This window comes from Chryseobacterium sp. WX (genome assembly GCF_029542485.1).
GTDB lineage: Bacteria > Bacteroidota > Bacteroidia > Flavobacteriales > Weeksellaceae > Chryseobacterium > Chryseobacterium cucumeris.
The window spans coordinates 4,881,128-4,898,550 of the sequence record NZ_CP120710.1; the positions used below are offsets into that span (position 1 = coordinate 4,881,128).

Here is a 17,423-nt window from a genome sequence, read left to right on the forward strand (position 1 = left end):
TAATGATGGCTGCTTCAGACAAAATTTATAGGCGATTTTCGTTTTCTCGCAGATAGTATATTGCCTCTTTTACTGCTTGCACTGGATTTTTAGGATCAAAACCAAGTTCTGTCCGGGCTTTTGAAATATCAAAATTTTGCTGAAGTCCCGAAAACATGGCAATGTCTTTATTAGTAAGCAATGGTGCTTTTGATGTAATTTTGCTTACTATTTCCATTAGCCATGCAATTGCGAAAAGTATGGGTTTAGGAACAGCAGTGGGTAATTTAATGTTCAGTTCAGGCAAAAGTTCTTGAGCAATTTTGGTTGTTTCTTTAATCGACATACATTGTTCGTTTGCTAAAATGTAGCGTTCGCCGGCTCTGCCTTTTGTTGCTGCGAGGTAGCATCCTTCGGCAACGTCTTTTACATCAATCCAATTAAGAGTGATATTGGTTTCTATAGGGATTTGTTTTTTCAAAATCAGGTTAATGATATTGTAAGATACATTTAGCGGTGCAAATGATTCACTACCAATCATGGCAGACGGCAATACGGCAACCAATTCTATATTGTGTTTTTTGGCTAGGTCAAAGGCCATTTTTTCACCGTCGTTTTTTGAGTTATAATACATATCCCTGCGATCGGGATTGTAACCGTTGCTTTCTTTTGTCGGAAGTTTGGTGTAGTTCAACGCAGCAATAGAACTTACATAAACTATGCGTTTTACGCCAGCTTGTGCAGCAGCTTCTATCTGAAGGCGGGTTCCTTCTATATTGACATCATAGATTTCCTTTTTAGGGTCTTTGGCCCAAAGTTTAAAAGCAGCACCGACCGCATAAAATGTTTGTATACCTTGCAATGCAGTGGTCAGAGATTACATGTTTGTTATATCGGCTTGTACCACCTCGCACTCCAGCCCTGCAAAAGGTGCCGTATTTTTGATGTTGCGGACAGCCGCACGCACGGGAACGCCTTTTTTTATCAGCAGTCTCACAAGGTTATTTCCCAGATGCCCATTTGCACCTGTTACTAAAGCCAAATTTTTCTGTACCATAATTTTTAATTGTTTAATATATGAGACAAAATTCGGCAAAGCTTTTCTAGGTATACTTCACAAATGTTACTTAATGTCAATTGTGATTAAAATTTTTAATGCTACAAATTTGTCATGTTTATCACTTAAGTTTATAAATGTGATTCCTTTCTTATTCGGCTTAGACTCTTAGGGTCCATGCCAAGAAATGAAGCGATATATTGTAATGGGACATTCTGTAAAATATGCGGATAATCTTTTATAAATTTCCGGTATCGTTCTTTACCACTTAATGTCGCCAGTTCTTTTGATCTATTATCATTATAGACAAGCGATTGCTGAAAAACTGAAATGCTGAAGTTTTTAAAAAGGATACTCTTTTCGGTCAATATATCCAGATTATTTTTGCTAATTCTCAACAGCTTACATTCTGTAATACATTCCAAATTTTCATTGGATTTTGTCTGATTAATAAAATTAAAGTATGAGGTGATAAATCCAGGTGGACAGTTGATATGAGTGGTTACTTCATCTCCATAATCATTGTAGTGAAAAAGTCGTAGGTATCCCGAAACTACAAAGTACAAATACTTTGGTATCATGCCTTCTTCTTCAATCACTCGGCTTTTGGGAAAGAGTGTGGGCTCAAAATATTGTAAACACCATTTTCTCTCAGATGGCGGTATAACCGGTGAGATTAGTTTGAGTAATTTTTCATGCATTTTACAAAATTAGAGAATCATTTTTAGATATTATTTTTGGATGATGTTTTCATTCATCAAATTAATGAATGTTGTTATTTCTTAGTCAAATCCAAATAATGGTATAAAGAAATTATTAAAGTATGATTATTTTCTATGCGGTTTTTCGTTAAATAAATGCGAAGGTTTAAATATCCTAAGCCTAGCGTAAGCGATTTGTCCAGGAAAATATCCGCTCCTCCATAAAGCCTGTTTTGTGCCAGATACTGATTCACCAATTGTTTGTCTGTATTCAATATCATCTGCTCATAAAAAGAGAGACCAAGACGAGCGTATCTTCAAACACTTTTATCGATGATTTGGTTCGTTTGAGCCAAATTAAAAAAGAATTGACTATAGCTAACTTAAAGAGATATTGCTAAATGTATTAAGAGTATTAAGAAATAAATGTAAGTCTGATATGAAAAGTAAGCAAGGCAATGGAATATAATTGATGTGTACCAAAACTGGTAGCTGTGGAGCCTTGTCTTACTTTTCCTTTTCAACTGTAAAAAATAGTGAACAGTATGTTTACTAATATTAGATAGAAGACTAATACAATCATCATTTTAATGACAAAGAATAAAAGTAAAGAGGTGCCGTCTTTTGAAATTACACCTGTATGTTTTACGAATTTGCATAAAGTTGTAGATATATACAAACGTATTAAGATTAAAAATTTAAATCAGGATGAAAAAATTTCCTCTAGTGATTTATTATTAACACAAGATTTTGGTTTACCATTGGGTCTTGTACAGAAAGAGAAGGAGGTGATAGGCTACTCATATGTATACTTAAATGATGATCATCAGGCCATAATAAAATCTTTGGTAGTGAAGGAATATGATAATCCTGTTTTTGAAACCCGATTAATAGATTACGCTTACAAAATTTTTAATACAATGTATAAGAACGATGATAAAGATTTCTCAAGACTCAAAGCATACATAGTAAGAGTTGTTGATTGGATTAATACGTAATAAAACTTTAATGTTTATTTAAATTTAAAATGGCGCCAACTGTCTTTAGTTAGTACCATTTGGCAAATTTTGTGACGTTGACGCACGACTATACAAACACTTTTGTCGATGATTTGATACGTTTAAGCCAAATGAAGCAAGAATTGAATATTACTATTTTTTTGTAATTACAAAGTTTTTTGCAATTTATTTTTTAACATTTGAAACAATCGAAGTTGACATAGTTTTGCTTTAGTTTACTTTCATTGTCTTTATTGAATACAAACATATTTTTGTGCAGAATATTATAGAAAACATAATTTGTCTATTGATGATGGGCTTATCCAAAGATGTAATTTAGGACATTCAAATATATTGTTGCCTTCTTTTAACTAAATCTTTTTATTGTTTTCATCTTATCATATTTCTCATCCATATCTCCATCTACGTTTCCAATAGAGTTAAGAAATTCAAAAAATGCAACTCTGTTATATGCTAAAATTGATTTTGAAATCAGCTTTTTAAAGATTTCTAATTCATCAAACCTTAAATCGGCAAATTTTGCCCTTAGAACGGTTTCTAGCTTTCCTCTTTTTTCATGGCAGTTTCTGCAGAGGCACCTTAAAGAGTCAAGAGGGTATTCCCAAGGTTCTCTACCGTATTGGTAATAGCAGTGATGAACTTCTAAATTTGTTGATGCACCACAATCTTGACAACGGTACTCAGCATTTGATTTGACAAGATTTCTTTTATCTTGCCATCTTAAATCTTGGAGTTTATCAGAATATGTTTTGATAGATTCTTTACTGTCGTCGATAATTTCCAAATTCTCATCGTAGTAAAAACCGATATTCCAAGCGTTTCCGAGCTCGTAAAAAAAACCAAAAGAAAGCACTATATCTTCAAATTCTAAGTGTTGTTTTTGATCTCCAAAATTTAAAATATAGAATAAACCTCCTTCTGTCGTAATCACAAATTCACTTTCATTATGATATTCTTCTTCTCGTTCCAGCCATTCTTCGATGGTGTAGAAGTGGGTTTCTCCCATTATATCATTTTTTTCTAGCCATAATTTGAGGGTTTCAATCAACTTATCTCTTTTTTCTTTCATAATCTTTCACAGGTCTAAAATTATAATTTGCTTATTTCCCATTCATATAATTAAACCTAAAATCCAGTTGCTCAATATTATCTATTGATATAAGTTCTGAACCAAAAGGGTCTTCAGTTTTTTTGAGATACTTTATGTATGCGCTAAGTCTTTCATCCATAAACTGATTGGAAGTAGGGATAACGAAAGAATGTCCCATTAAAGGATAACTGTAAAATCTAAATTCTTTATCAACTTCATCACTGTAGTCTGTAAATCTTATCTGTGGAAGCAATAAATCTTCTGTATTATAGAGTACTGCTTTAAATTTTGGAACCTGAACATAGACAGGGTAATCATTAAGGTCATACCTTGAAAATTCCCGTATAAAATTAAACCTGTCGTCATGTGCATCTCTGATTTGTCTTTCACGTTCTTCTAAAAATACCTTGTATATTCCTCTTCTAAATCGGCGTCTAAACTCACGCTGAAAATTTGGTCTCAGTTTGTAACCCATCTTAAACTTGAAAGTTCTTGGATTATTTTTGTAATTAAAATTAAAATATTCTGATTTGAAACGACCCAGTCTAATCTCTTTGTGCTGCGTAAGAAGAAGATATTTTGATGTGTTCAACACCTCTTTTAGCGCAATTTCGACAGCCGGAAGACCATGCTCTTTTCTGCCAAAAAATTCATTACAGGAATCACATACATTTTCACAAACAAGTTTTCCTCCTAATGATTGTGGGATCGTGTGAGCTAATTTTTTAAAAGTTACGTAGTTTTCATTTTTGGAGCACCAAATGCAAATCTTCATATAATTACAATCTTTTGTGAATCCTTTTCGTGTTGAACATTAAATTTACAACTAAAAATATTTTTAGTTTTCGCTTAGAATAAATTTCTTTGAAAATTCATCCATTATTTGTTCGTGAGAATTGATTTCAATTATTAAATTCTCAATCTTCTCGTGATTCAAAGATAATGTTTCCAATAGTAAAGATTGTTGCAATTCCTTACGTTTTTGATAACATAATAATAATTCTTGATGGATGCTCTTTTTATATATAGGAACAATCACTGATTTCAATTTTACAATAGTATTATCCAAATAAGAAATAGGGCTAATTATGTTTTCTTTGATTTTTAAAAATTTTTCTGCAGGGTCCTGCTCATTTACGATCATATGTTCGCTGTAAGGCGACTTGTAATAGGCTTGAATCATAATTTTTTTATCATTCTTCTCCAATTTTCTTTTAAAAAAACAGATTGAAAGGATTTCAAATCGCTTAAAAGAACAGATAATAGGCTTTCGTGAAGATCTTCAAGATTTTTCAGCTCTAACTGCGAAATAGGTCTGTTGTGAGCTTCTTCTCTTCTTATTTTATTAAGATTATCCATTAAACTTTCAAATTGAGTAGGATTGTTAAAATAAGTTTTGAATAAATTAAAGTATGTTAAAATAATTTTTTTTAATTGTAATGTATATGTATAAGCAATCAAAACATCACCATCAGTACATTCTAAACCAAATTGATTAAAATATAAGTCCTTAACATCTTTTCCAAGTTTATTATTAAGACCAAGCTCCCACCAATCTTCTCCAAATTTATCCTTAAGTTTGATTTTTACGGCTTCTCTTAATCCGTTTTCAATTTCTGATATTATCTTCTTTGCCTGAACAAGGCGAAAATCTTTTGTGTTTTCCTGGAAGAGTGTTCTTGTGAACCATTCGACAAATTCTCCAGTTCCAATTAGTTCTGCAGTAGATTTTGTGCATAGAGCGTATAAAATTTCATTGTTATCTTTGTCATATGCTCTGACTACATAGTTTTTTAGGTCTACATTTTCATATGTTCTATTTTTGAAAATCCCATTGAAACATCCCATGACTTTTGATATTTCCAATTTAATATCGTTTGAGTCTTATGCAATCGGATAGAAATCGCAACAAAGTGTATCAAGATTAAGTAAAGAGACGTTTTTAACGTCTACAGGTTTACAATCTTTATTAAAGATATGAATAGTTTTTAGCGCACCATTTACCATTTGGGGCAACTTGTCCACAGTTATCATATATGATTGGTTATAAAATGTGTAATTTTTCCTAAACTAAAATTATATGCATATCTCGGCCTATAATTTCTAATACAAAATAATAAAATAATAACGCAGCCTATTTGTAATTAAATCATTATGAACTTAAACAAAAATTATATCATCACCTAATATTTCCTTAATTCGTTGTTTGTTCCAGCTATCAGGCACGCCAATGCAAGCAAGATATTTAGGACGGGACAGAGCTACATAAAGCATTCTTTGCTTTTCAGTTGGAAGAACTCCGATATTTTTAAAATCAGTTAGTGAAATCTGTTCTCCAGAACTGTTTTTACTTAGTACCAGTAAAACCGAATCAAAGGTCATCCCTTTTGCTTTATGAATAGTTGATATCGGATGTTGTATTTTGGCTTGAGGGTAAAGAAAATGCAGAAGATTTTTATTGTAAAACTGCTTTCCCTTCTGCTTCAGTTGAAGATCAGTTTCAATTCCAAATGTATTTTTTATATGCTCAGTCATAAGCATAGTCCAATTTTTTAAGGTGTCGTTTTGATCAGGCATCTTTTTGATGAAATCAAATAACAAGATATTTATATCTGAATCATTTCTAATTTCCTTTTCCTTTGCTCTTTGTTCTCTGTAATTACCGGTAGGAAGCAAAATTTGAGCTAAACACATTCTTAAAATATCAATACTGATTTTACTATTACCTTGTAAAAAGTAGTTTTGAGCTCTCAATATTGTGATCGCTATGTTATTTTTCCAAGGTTCTTCTGATGTGGCTTTGGCTCCAAACACTTCTAAATGAGTACCTCCCCGCACTAGAATTTGATTTAAATAATTATTATCAATGAGGGTTTCATATTTTGTGATTAAACTAATTGGATCATCTTCTGAAAATCTTATGACATGAATTTTATGATCTGTAGTATGCTTGCAAATGGAGCGTATGGGCTCGCTTTCAGTTTCTCGAAATAAGCTATAAACATTAATTATTTGTTGAGATGATCTTCTGCAGTGATTAAGTCTGACTTGTTGCCAAACTGATTTGTTATTAAAGCGAGCTATAAATAAGTCGGGTCTTGCTTCTCTAAATTCATAAAGACTTTGATAGGGATCACCAACGAATTCTATGTTTTTTAGACCTGCAGAAATTAGCAAATCAAAAATTTTGTATTGAATTTCTGAAGTATCTTGTGCTTCATCGATAATAAAGTAAGGAAAACGTTCAATTAGGCTTTTAGCGATACTAGGATATTTTTCTAATAAGAATGCAGCTAAAAAAGTTGAATCATCATTGTTTAAATATCCGTTATCAAATTGCCATCTTTTATATTCTTTAGCATATTTCTTAAAAATAGTTTCAGAAACAATTTTGGGATTCGGTTTATGTCCATTCCATGTGTAAGTATTGTCAATTTCTATTTTAAGCTGCGATGGGGGATAGGAGTATTTTAATGGTTTTTGTTGGTTATTCTTATGATTACCAAGATTCATATCATCCAAAAAAGACACTTTGTCTAAAATCTGGGGTCTTTTAATGTTTTTCTCCAGCAAATAATAATATGGTAAGGTGATGTAATGATTGATAAAACTGTCAATTGTCGATACCAAGTGTGGATACCTGATGTGGCTACCATTAATTTTTTCAAATGCTTGGAAAATTTCATCTTTGGCCACATTCGTAAATGATAAGCATGCAATTCCTGCGTAATCACCATGTTCAGTTTTACATTCATCCATTAATATCTTTAGTTTGTAAGCCACTGATGTAGTCTTGCCACTCCCGGGACATGCATTGAGAACTATCTTACCTCTTGAATCTAAATAAGGACTATTATCATTAGTAATTTCAAACTGCATACTTTAAATAATATGTTTTAATGATTGTGAAAGATATTGAGGCACTCTGAAGATGGTAGTCTCTCCAGTAATAATTTTGCTTTCTAATAAAGCAGAAAATTCTTGTGCAAATATGCTTTTTGCTGGAAGAGCTTTCCACAATAATATGGCAATTTTTTCTTTTTCAGATAATGAAAAAGCTTCATTTTGAAGAGAATCAATATAGACAAGGATTACATTAAATTTTTTAAAGTCTTTAATTTTTAAATATTGTAATAGAAGATTTTCTTGAAACTCTGTTTTACTATCTGCAATGTTGGCGAGCGCAATTTCAAACTCTAGGGTTTTAAAAGCGGGAAACAATTTTATATTATTTTTATTTGATGTGATTGTGGAGTTCAGGTTACCAATTCTATTATTAATTTGTGAATTGTACAGTCCTGAATGAAACCCGTCCAATGCTCTGTAGTTTTTTGAGATAAGATTTTTAAATGATCTATCCTGTTTCGCATACCTGTCATCGTCAGTGATAATTGCCACTTTATGATTAAGTCTTTTACTTTTTTCTGTAGAATTAAATAAGTGAATAAATGAATAGAAAGATATCCCATCAACACTTACCAATTCACAACGAGAATCTTCAAGACTTGATCCTAAGAAATCAGCAAATGCTTTTACAAGCAGCTTTTCAGATATTCCTTCAACAAATATGAGAGATTGAGCAAAAAATAACTGACTTTTGGTAATGTCAAGATACCGTTCAAGCTGATTTTTTCGTTCAATAAAATCATCTTTTCTCAAAATTTTTTTCTTAGCAATTTGCTCGATAACCAATTCATCTTCGCGATTCTCAAAACAACCACCAATATTAATAGCATTATCTTGAAGTAGTATGAGATTATCAAGTTTTGCTTTGGAAGTTAAAGTGGGAGAGTGTGATGTTATGAATAATTGGCAATTATTTGGAGCACTTGCAACTTTTAAAAAATTGTAAAGGTTCAATTGAAGCTGAGGATGAAGATGTGCTTCCGGTTCCTCTATCAGCAAGGTGAAATGTTGATTAGGATGATCTGTGATACGCTCTTTAATATCACCCAATATCACTGCGATATAAATAAGATTATTAAAACCTAGACTATTTTGCCATAAATTGAAGCCATCATTTTCTAACGAATGTTTATCATGGGGAAGATATGGTTTTATAACATTAACAATACCTTCAATTTTTGAAGAGCTTTCGATTCTAAGTCCTATCTGGTTATCTTTTGTAATTTTGAAAATATCATCTAAATGTTTATTAACACTTGTCCGAGTATCCTTCACTTCTTTTTGTTCCAGCAGATCATCATTTGCTTTTTTGATAATTTTTCTAAAATTTTCCTCTGTTTGAGATCTTTCAACAAGTCTTTTAATTACAGATCCCAACATATTGGATTTAACGTTTAATAGATCATTGGTACTGTCCCTTAAAGCTCCAAGATAATAATGTTGAAAAATTTCAAACGTTCCACTATCTGCTTTTTGTTCTGTAGTAGCACCAGTGAAGTAGGTGAATTTCGGATATTTGCCGTCTACAAGATCATAGATTAAAGTTATTTTTGCATAATCTAAATCAGAATCATGCGGATCAACTACTAAATATTCGTATAGTGCTCCCTTTTCAGAAAGAGATAGTCCTCTGAAAATGTATTCCAAAATAATTGATTTACTCTGTACTTTCGTTATAGCGTTATAAAAAAAATCTTCAGAATTAACGTAGATATCCTTTTTGTAATTACCCAAGTTATACATTAATCGAATGGCATCAATTAATGCTGTTTTACAAGAACCATTTTCTCCAATGATAATATTTAATTTAGGGTTGAAGTTAACAATTAATGACTCTACACCTTTATAATTATTGATGCTTATGGTTGATAGGTACATAGTTTTTTAACTAAAATAAAAATAAATCTTTAATATGTAGATACGAGCTAAAATGTTTTTTTTGAAGAATATAAACATCTTAAGTGCTGACCCAAGTAATTTTATTATCAAATGGTGGTTAGATTATGAATGGGTATTGTTTTTAATCAATTTAGTTCTCTATTCCTTTTTTGAAAATAGTTAACTCATCTTGCCTCTGGGTAAACCAATTTCATGTTGCTGAGGATAAGGTTTACGGAAAGTCATACTCACATCCTCCCGAAGACTTCTTTGAATTTCCTGAGATTTGTCTTTATCCATTGAGTATCGGGGATCTGGAATAAGAGGCATTTTAGCCATCTTTGTAATTGTAACAGTAGGAAAGTGATAATCTACTTCGACTGTACCAAGCAAGAGATAAATGCCTCCTTCTTTAAATGGAAATTTTCTAAGGCTGTCTGGAAAATGAGCCGTATCAAAATACTGTCCTTCTGCATCAATCCAAGTTCCAAAGTACATATCGTCTTTTTGTTCCGGATGATTTTTCTTTTTGATGGGGACGTGTTTCCTTGAAATAAGATAAGCAAGCATTTTGACTTGCTTCTTATGGTATTTCAGAAGATCTTTCACCAGAACATGCCCTCTATATTTTGTTTTCAATAAATCAAATATGGAATAGGAAACTGGAAATCCAAGTATTTCGATTTCATCAAAAGCATCCTCAAAAAGATCCCTTTGGATAACGGGTAATTGATAATCTCTTTGAGGCTGATCAAATAATGAAATCGTTTTGGTTCTGTATTGATTCTTTGACAACAGAAATCTGGCTTCAATCAATAGCTCATGTTTTTGTTTACCGGTAAACCTGAATGCTCCTACAAAAATAAGTATCTGCAGGGTTTCTATACCGATGGGAATTCTTTTTACAAAATCTTCCAATGATTTATAATTTCCGTTTTTATTTCTCTCTTCAGGAATCAATTCCTTAATAAAGCCTTCCAGTCTTTCAATGTGCATTAAACCTAAGTATACCTCTTTTTCATAGAGGGTTGTTTGATACTCACTGAGATTCACGCATGGATTGTGAATGACGGCTCCTGACATTTTAGCTTCATGGATATATACTTCTGTTCTGTAAAACCCGCCTCCATTATTGATGGCGGAGACCATAAATTCAATAGGGTAGTGAACTTTTAAGTATAAACTCTGATAGCTCTCTACAGCATAGGACGCTGAATGGGCTTTACAAAAAGAATACCCAGCAAAGGATTCTATCTGCCGGTATACTTCTTTGGATAATTGCTCGCGATGTCCTTTTTTCTTACAGGATTCAAAAAAATCATCTTTTAATTTCTGTAGTGCAGACAATGATCTTCCCTTACCACTCATTGCTCTTCTCAATACATCTCCATTGGCGGCAGATACACCCCCGAAATGCATGGCAATTTTTATCACATCTTCCTGGTATACCATAATGCCATAGGTTTCACCGAGCTCTTTTTCAAAGACCTCATGAAAATATTCAAAATGGCCGGGATGGTTATGCCTAAAAATATATTCCCGCATCATTCCACTTTGGGCAACCCCCGGACGAATAATAGAAGAAGCGGCTACCAATACTTTATAATTATCACATTTCAGTCTTCTCAATAATCCCCGCATGGCTGGTGATTCAATGTAAAAACAGCCAATTGTTTTTCCAATACTCAGGAATTCGTTGCATGTGGCTTCATCTTTTGACAGGGTTGTATCCTGAATATCGATGGTAATGCCTCTTTTTTCCTCAATGAGATTTACTGTATCTTTTATGGTTCCCAAGCCTCTTTGAGACAAGATGTCAAATTTTTCCAGACCAATGTCTTCAGCAGTATACATATCAAACTGAACAATCGGAAACCCTTTTGGAGGCATTTCCAATGCAGAGTACCGAGTGATGGGTTCTTCAGAAATCAAAATCCCACAAGAGTGCATACTCCTTTGATTAGGGAAATTTCTTAAGAGTTCTTCATATTTGTAAATCAGCTGGACAATTGAGTTTTGGTCATGCTGGTTTTTTGGTTTTTTAGAGAGTTCATCCAATTCATCTTTAGGCAGGCCAAATGCTTTTCCAAGTTCTCTGAACCTTGATCTGCTTTTAAACTCTACGTTGGTTCCGCAGAAAGCCACGTGATCTTTTCCATATTTTGAGAAAATATATTCCAGAATCGTATCCCGATTTTTCCAGCTCCAGTCAATATCGAAATCAGGAGGTGTTTTTCGGTTGAGGTTTAAGAACCTTTCAAAATATAAATCCAGTTCTAGAGGGCATATATCAGTAATTCCAATACAATAGCTGACAATGGAATTTGCTCCGCTTCCTCTACCAACGTGCATGAATCCCATACGATTGCTGTACTGAATGATATCCCAGGTGATCAAAAAATAGGCGCAAAAATTAAGCTGGTCAATTACTGCCAGTTCTTTCTCGACTCTTTCTTTAGCCTGAAGATGATTGGTGCCATATCGTTTATGAAAACCTTCATAAGCCAGCTGTTTTAAAAGCAAGAAATCATTTTCCTTGCTGTCAGTGAAATGTTTTTTGTTTTTGGGAGTTTTAAAATCAAATTCAAAACTGCTTGCCCCAACAATATATTGGGTATTCTTAATAATTTGAGGATAGTAGTGATATTTTTCTAAAAGCGTCCTCTTACCGATAAAAGTTTCAGTGCTCTTGCAATAATCATTTTTTGATAATTTGGTAATCAATGTATTGCCTGCAATAGCTCTAAGAAGTTTATGAAGCTCATATTCTTCTTCTGTTTTGAAAGTGACAGGCTGCAGAATTACCATTTTAGAAATCAAACATTTCCATTCCGGTTTTATCAGAAGGTTTAATTCATCTGTTCTTATTCCTATAAATTCATGATCAAGGAGATTATCGGGAATATTCTGCAGGGGATAGATTACAAAAGTATTTTTTAAATCAGGACTGGTTTTTGGAATTTCTATTCCCTCACAGTTGTAATCTGTTAAGAGCCTGTTAACTTCGGCAATACTCTCAGCCATTTTTCCTGCCTTAGCTGATAGCAAAGCTTTTCCACCATTCCGGAGAGAATACTTTGAATATTTTGTATATCAATAGTATCCTGTGAAAAGGTATTTTCAGTGGATATAGATTTTCTCTCAGAATAGGGGACAACGGGAGTTTCATCAATCCCATGGGCTTTTTTCCATAGAACAGTTCCGTTTTTTCCAACCAGCTGCTGGAGGATATCAACAGGCATTTCCGAAAGGGTTTGTATGGTCTTTACACCCAGTCTTGAAAACAGTTGAAAAGTTTCAGGTCCTACCATCGGAATTTTCTTTACCGACAATGGGTTTAAGAAGGGTTGTATATGCTGTGCCTTGACTTCCAGTCTTCCAGGTTTTGCTTCCCCGGTTCCAATCTTTGAAACTGTTTTATTGGTAGACAGCGCAAAGCTTATCGGCAAACCTGTGTTATGGGTTACCGCATCAGCAATATCATTTGTCCATTGGTAGCATCCGAAAAACTTGTCCATTCCGGAGAGGTCAAGATAAAATTCATCAATGCTTGCCTTTTCCAAGACCGGAACTTTTTCCCGGATAATATCTGTTACGGTATGCGACATATTGGAATAATATTCCATGTCACCTTTTATGACTAAAGCTTCAGGACAAAGCCTTAAAGCCATTTTTATGGGCATTGCACTCCGCACCCCAAATTCTCTTGCCTCATATGAGCAAGATGCAACCACGCCACGGTCTCCACCACCTATGATAACGGGCTTTTTCTCCAATACAGAGTTTTTAAGCCGCTCACAGGAAACAAAGAACGTATCCAAATCCATATGTGCAATTGCTCTTTCCATGTGACAAAATTAGTCACGTTTTGAAACTAATTTTGTATTTTTGTTGTCTAAAATTGTAACAATGTCAAAATTCTCTGATAACATCGTGTTTTTGAGGGGAAAGAAAAATATGACTCAGCAAGAACTGGCAGATCTATTATTTCTTACCCGATCCAGATATGTTGCCTATGAATATGGTAGAACAGAGCCTCCTATTGAAATATTGCTTAGAATTTCAAAATTCTATAACATCAGCATCGACCTATTGTTGACTGTAGATGTCAGAAAATTTTCTATCGATGAAATAATGGAGCTTCCTGACAATCGAATCGTTCTGCCTATAAAGGTTGATCAAGATGGAAATAATCAAATTGAGATTATTCCCCAAAAAGCTTCAATGGGCTACCTGAATGGCTACGGAGATCCGGAATACATAGAAAGTCTGGAGACCATATCATTGCCTTTTTTAAAAGGGGGTAAGTTTAGAGCATTTCCAGCTGACGGAGATTCAATGCCCCCCTATAAGAACGGAACCTATATCGTGGGAAAATATGTAGAAAACCTTTCGGACTTGAAAACGGACAGAACGTATGTTTTCATTACCACTAATGATGGTATCAGTTACAAAAGATTTCAGTTTCATGAAGCAGATGGTATATGGGTTAAGGCTGACAATCAATTTTATGAGCCTTATAAAATTCCATTGCCTGAAATTAAAGAAATCTGGGAATTTGCCTGTAGTATTAATACCAAAGAATATGAGCCTGATGAATTTGCAGAACATCATATTCAAAACTTTATCACAGAAATTAAAACTGATATCAAACAGATCAAAGAAAAAATGGAAGATAGGAACTGAACCTATTTTGAGTAAATGGCATAATCAAAAACTTCCCCGAAGGGAAGTAAAAACACAAATGATGAAAAAAAATCCCGTAGTAACGGGATATTGCTAAGATAAATATTTTAATTTAAAGTTATCATGACCCAGCTGAGTTTGTTTGATGCAGAAGAATTTTATGAATTTCCAAAAGATCTTTTGGAATACAGGGAGAACTTCCTGAGCAGGGAAGAAGCCGACCTGCTTAAAAACAAATTATTGGATACTGCTCCCTGGGAACAGCGTACCCAGAAAATGTACGATAAGATGGTACTCACTCCACGGTTGACTACTTGGTATGGAGATTCAAAATATAACGATTCTGATGAAGATAAAAAGCCAACGAATCCATGGACTCCTGAATTGTTTTCATTAAAACAAAGAATTGAGAAGGAATTCAGCTGCCAGTTCAATGGTGTGTTGCTAAACCTATATCGTGATCATAATGATTCCGTTGCCTGGCATCGGGATAAGGAAAGCCGTTATGGTAAACGACCTGTTATCGCATCCATAAGTCTTGGACAAACCAGAAACTTTGATTTCAGAAAAAAAGACCATCATCAGAGTAAATACAGTCTGCCACTTCCTCATGGTTCATTACTTATCATGAAAGGCGATCTTCAGGAAAACTGGGAACATAGAATTGCCAAGTCAACGATATCTATGCAAGAACGTATCAACCTGACATTTCGTTTAATTATTTCTAAACCTGGAGATTCCTGAAGACGGCTTGATAATCGTTTTTAAGAATTTCTTCATTTAAATGATATTTTCCAAAATTTAAATAAGAAAAGAAATCTTCATTTTGGAAATCTTTCAAGGCTTTGGGATAAAAATCATCAGTATTTAATATTTCAACATTATCAGTATGTGTATTAAAATCGATAGTTTTATTAAAATTATTTTGATTACCATAAAACCATTCTATACGAAGGGAGCCATTTATAATACTTCCTGCAAAACCGGTATTATTGCCTTGTCCAACATAGATGGTTGATCCGAACGCAATATTGCTTCTATACTTATTCTTTTGATCAAGCTTAAGATAATCAGTATAATCTTTTGTGGTCTGATTAAAGTATATCTTAATATAAAAATTACTTATATGTTCCTGTTCTAAGATGAAGAGTCTCAGTGGAGTAATATCTACATAATCCAGTAATTTACTTGTCATAATTTTGCATCCTGCATGCTTTGCAAAATACCGATAAAGGTTCATTTTAGACATCTTCCAATCATTACCAAAGATTTCCTGATAGTTAATTTGGTTTGAGGTTTCTATCATGGTATTGATAAGATCAATATTTTCAAAGAATTCAGTATAAGCAATATCTGCATTTCTTGTTTGGTTATTGTTACAGTCAATGCAAATCACTTTTGGAAATTTGATCAGTTTATCTTTTGGTGAATTGAACGGATGCGAATTTTCACCATCATAATAGATGGCATCAAATGATTTACCAAATTGACGCTTGATATCAGAGGCCTTAAATTTATGTTCCTCAGAATTTGCTTCATTATTTTGACATATCCAACATTTCATAGTTTTTCAAGGATTTTTAAGAGGTTTGATTCTTTCGTTTTTAAGTCTAAAATTTCTTTTATATTAGGAGGATATTCGCCATTAAAATATTCATAGATCAAGGGATTTCTAGAAAAAAAATGACCTGTCAGGTCTACCCAGGTTTCGATGGGTATCTTACCATTTATTTTAAACATTTTTTTTGACTTTGACTTAATTTGTGAATGATCTTTTCTGTTATAGTTAAGGTCAGAATCCCGTCTTCGGAAATATTCTTCTTCAGTATAGAAATGAAAAGCTCCATCAAAATGTCTAAAATTAAGGGTGTTCATATCAAACTCTGCATGGACATATCTGACAGGAAAATAAATAATATTATCAATTTTCACTTTGATATGTTCACTTTTAAATTCTTCCGCCTGAAACGTTTTGATATTTTTTGATAAAGCCCATTTGATATCTAGGGAGTATGTATCTGCAAAGAAAAAATTAATTTCAGACTCATTAAAATCCGGTGATGGCCTTAGTTTTACCAATTGATCAGAAATGCTCTCTACATTTTGATTAAAAACAGAACCATACCAGGTATCTAATTCTAAGATAGCAGCATTATTTACATCAATTTTTAAATTGTGCTGATCTAAACTTATTTTTATTTCATCATAAGCAGAAGGATCTATAGCCCAAAATTTATTAATGAATCGAGGCTGGAAGCCATTTAATGAAGAATAGCTTCGTCGGAATAAGGGACTAGCCATTGTTATAAAGTTGTCTGCAAAAAAGTAGCCGTCAGAGAATATTTGCTTTTTAAATTTAGAACTGAGCAATTTATAATCTAAAAGACCATCTTTATCAGGAATTAGATCTTCGTTTAGTTTCAAAAGGATGTCAGGTGATTCAACAACAACACCCGATATTTGGGTATACTTGAAGTCCTGAGTAGTTAATTCTACATTTTTATTAGCAGCAAAGTGTATAAAGTCAAGAATTATTTTTTCATTGTCTTTTAATGCTTTTTCCGCTTCTTTTTCAAGTTGTTTAATATAATTTTCTTTAAAATCAGACATTTCACTCATAATCGGTAATCCTTGCTATCAAATGCTTTGTAAGTTACAATCCTTTTGTTAAAGATTCTATCATTCTATATTCTTTTTTCGGTACTACGAAAAAGTAGTGATTTTATATGATTTCTGTTGTCCAATTTTACATCATCAGCAATCATAAAAATCACAGTTATGAATATTGAGAGAACAGAATTTATAGCCTGGATGGAGAGAATCATGGAAAGATTTGATATTTTGAAAGAACAAATGCTTAAGAATCAATCCAGATTTATAGAAATAGACGGAGAACAGCTTCTGGACAACCAGGATGTTTTACAGCTTTTAAAAATAAGTTCCCGATCATTACAGCGGTATAGAACTGATAAAAAACTGCCGTATTATACCATTAGCGGAAAGCTGTATTATAAGCTTTCGGATGTTCATCAACTAATCAGAGAGAGCTTAAGCTCTTCACTATGATCAAGACTTCAACAGCCAAATTCACTATTATAGTTCCAAGT

14 protein-coding genes and 2 pseudogenes are annotated in these 17,423 nt (G+C 33.1%); 4 read left to right on the forward strand and 12 right to left on the reverse strand.

The features are described 5' to 3' along the window. Nucleotides 1-25: 25 nt before the first annotated feature. Nucleotides 26-1,036, reverse strand: a pseudogene (locus PZ898_RS22445) (NAD-dependent epimerase/dehydratase family protein). A 131-nt stretch (nt 1,037-1,167) separates the two neighbouring features. Next, entirely contained in the window at nt 1,168-1,737 is a 570-nt protein-coding gene (locus PZ898_RS22450) for a Crp/Fnr family transcriptional regulator (protein WP_277694263.1), read from the reverse strand. A gap of 590 nt (nt 1,738-2,327) precedes the next feature. Between PZ898_RS22450 and PZ898_RS22455 the strand changes: the two genes are divergently transcribed. After that, nucleotides 2,328-2,735, forward strand: a complete 408-nt coding sequence (locus tag PZ898_RS22455; protein ID WP_277694264.1) for a hypothetical protein — start codon at nt 2,328-2,330, stop codon at nt 2,733-2,735. A 367-nt stretch (nt 2,736-3,102) separates the two neighbouring features. Here the strand turns inward: PZ898_RS22455 and PZ898_RS22460 are convergent, their stop codons facing one another. The 8 genes and pseudogenes from PZ898_RS22460 to PZ898_RS24375 form a co-directional block, all read right to left on the reverse strand. Continuing rightward, complete coding sequence (locus PZ898_RS22460; protein ID WP_277694265.1) at nt 3,103-3,825, reverse strand: hypothetical protein; 723 nt, start codon at nt 3,823-3,825, stop codon at nt 3,103-3,105. A gap of 31 nt (nt 3,826-3,856) precedes the next feature. Next, nucleotides 3,857-4,621, reverse strand: coding sequence for an HNH endonuclease (locus PZ898_RS22465; RefSeq protein WP_277694266.1), 765 nt, complete (start codon nt 4,619-4,621; stop codon nt 3,857-3,859). Between the two features lie 63 nt (nt 4,622-4,684). After that, nucleotides 4,685-5,029, reverse strand: coding sequence for a hypothetical protein (locus tag PZ898_RS22470; protein ID WP_277694267.1), 345 nt, complete (start codon nt 5,027-5,029; stop codon nt 4,685-4,687). Continuing rightward, nucleotides 5,026-5,712 carry a Swt1 family HEPN domain-containing protein gene (locus tag PZ898_RS22475; RefSeq protein WP_277694268.1) on the reverse strand — a complete coding sequence of 229 codons (687 nt, stop codon included), beginning with the start codon at nt 5,710-5,712 and terminating at the stop codon, nt 5,026-5,028. The genes PZ898_RS22470 and PZ898_RS22475 overlap by 4 nt, the downstream gene beginning before the upstream one ends. 294 nt (nt 5,713-6,006) lie before the next feature. Further along, nucleotides 6,007-7,725, reverse strand: coding sequence for an ATP-dependent helicase (locus PZ898_RS22480; protein ID WP_277694269.1), 1,719 nt, complete (start codon nt 7,723-7,725; stop codon nt 6,007-6,009). Nucleotides 7,726-7,728: 3 nt separating this feature from the next. Further along, entirely contained in the window at nt 7,729-9,630 is a 1,902-nt protein-coding gene (locus PZ898_RS22485; RefSeq protein ID WP_277694270.1) for an AAA family ATPase, read from the reverse strand. Between the two features lie 180 nt (nt 9,631-9,810). Further along, entirely contained in the window at nt 9,811-12,654 is a 2,844-nt protein-coding gene (gene dnaE, locus PZ898_RS22490; protein ID WP_277694271.1) for a DNA polymerase III subunit alpha, read from the reverse strand. Next, a pseudogene (locus tag PZ898_RS24375) lies at nt 12,648-13,478 on the reverse strand (DNA polymerase IV); the annotation flags it as partial. The gene dnaE and the pseudogene PZ898_RS24375, both read right to left, overlap by 7 nt. Nucleotides 13,479-13,539: 61 nt before the next feature. Here PZ898_RS24375 and PZ898_RS22500 point away from each other — a divergent pair. Both PZ898_RS22500 and PZ898_RS22505 read left to right on the forward strand, forming a co-directional pair. Next, on the forward strand, nt 13,540-14,316 hold the full coding sequence (locus tag PZ898_RS22500) for a LexA family transcriptional regulator (RefSeq protein ID WP_277694272.1): 777 nt from the start codon (nt 13,540-13,542) through the stop codon (nt 14,314-14,316). Between the two features lie 123 nt (nt 14,317-14,439). After that, nucleotides 14,440-15,060, forward strand: coding sequence for an alpha-ketoglutarate-dependent dioxygenase AlkB (locus tag PZ898_RS22505; RefSeq protein WP_277694273.1), 621 nt, complete (start codon nt 14,440-14,442; stop codon nt 15,058-15,060). Here the strand turns inward: PZ898_RS22505 and PZ898_RS22510 are convergent. Together PZ898_RS22510 and PZ898_RS22515 are read right to left on the reverse strand one after the other, a co-directional pair. Further along, the gene (locus tag PZ898_RS22510; protein ID WP_277694274.1) at nt 15,041-15,880 is read right to left on the reverse strand and encodes a hypothetical protein; all 840 of its coding nucleotides are present in this window, start codon (nt 15,878-15,880) and stop codon (nt 15,041-15,043) included. The two genes, PZ898_RS22505 and PZ898_RS22510, sit on opposite strands and share 20 nt — an antisense overlap. Further along, on the reverse strand, nt 15,877-16,935 hold the full coding sequence (locus tag PZ898_RS22515; RefSeq protein WP_277694275.1) for a hypothetical protein: 1,059 nt from the start codon (nt 16,933-16,935) through the stop codon (nt 15,877-15,879). The genes PZ898_RS22510 and PZ898_RS22515 overlap by 4 nt, the downstream gene beginning before the upstream one ends. A 159-nt stretch (nt 16,936-17,094) precedes the next feature. On the opposite strand from PZ898_RS22515, the gene PZ898_RS22520 reads away from it, so the two are divergent. Beyond that, nucleotides 17,095-17,382 carry a helix-turn-helix domain-containing protein gene (locus PZ898_RS22520; RefSeq protein WP_277694276.1) on the forward strand — a complete coding sequence of 96 codons (288 nt, stop codon included), beginning with the start codon at nt 17,095-17,097 and terminating at the stop codon, nt 17,380-17,382. Nucleotides 17,383-17,423 lie beyond the last annotated feature (41 nt).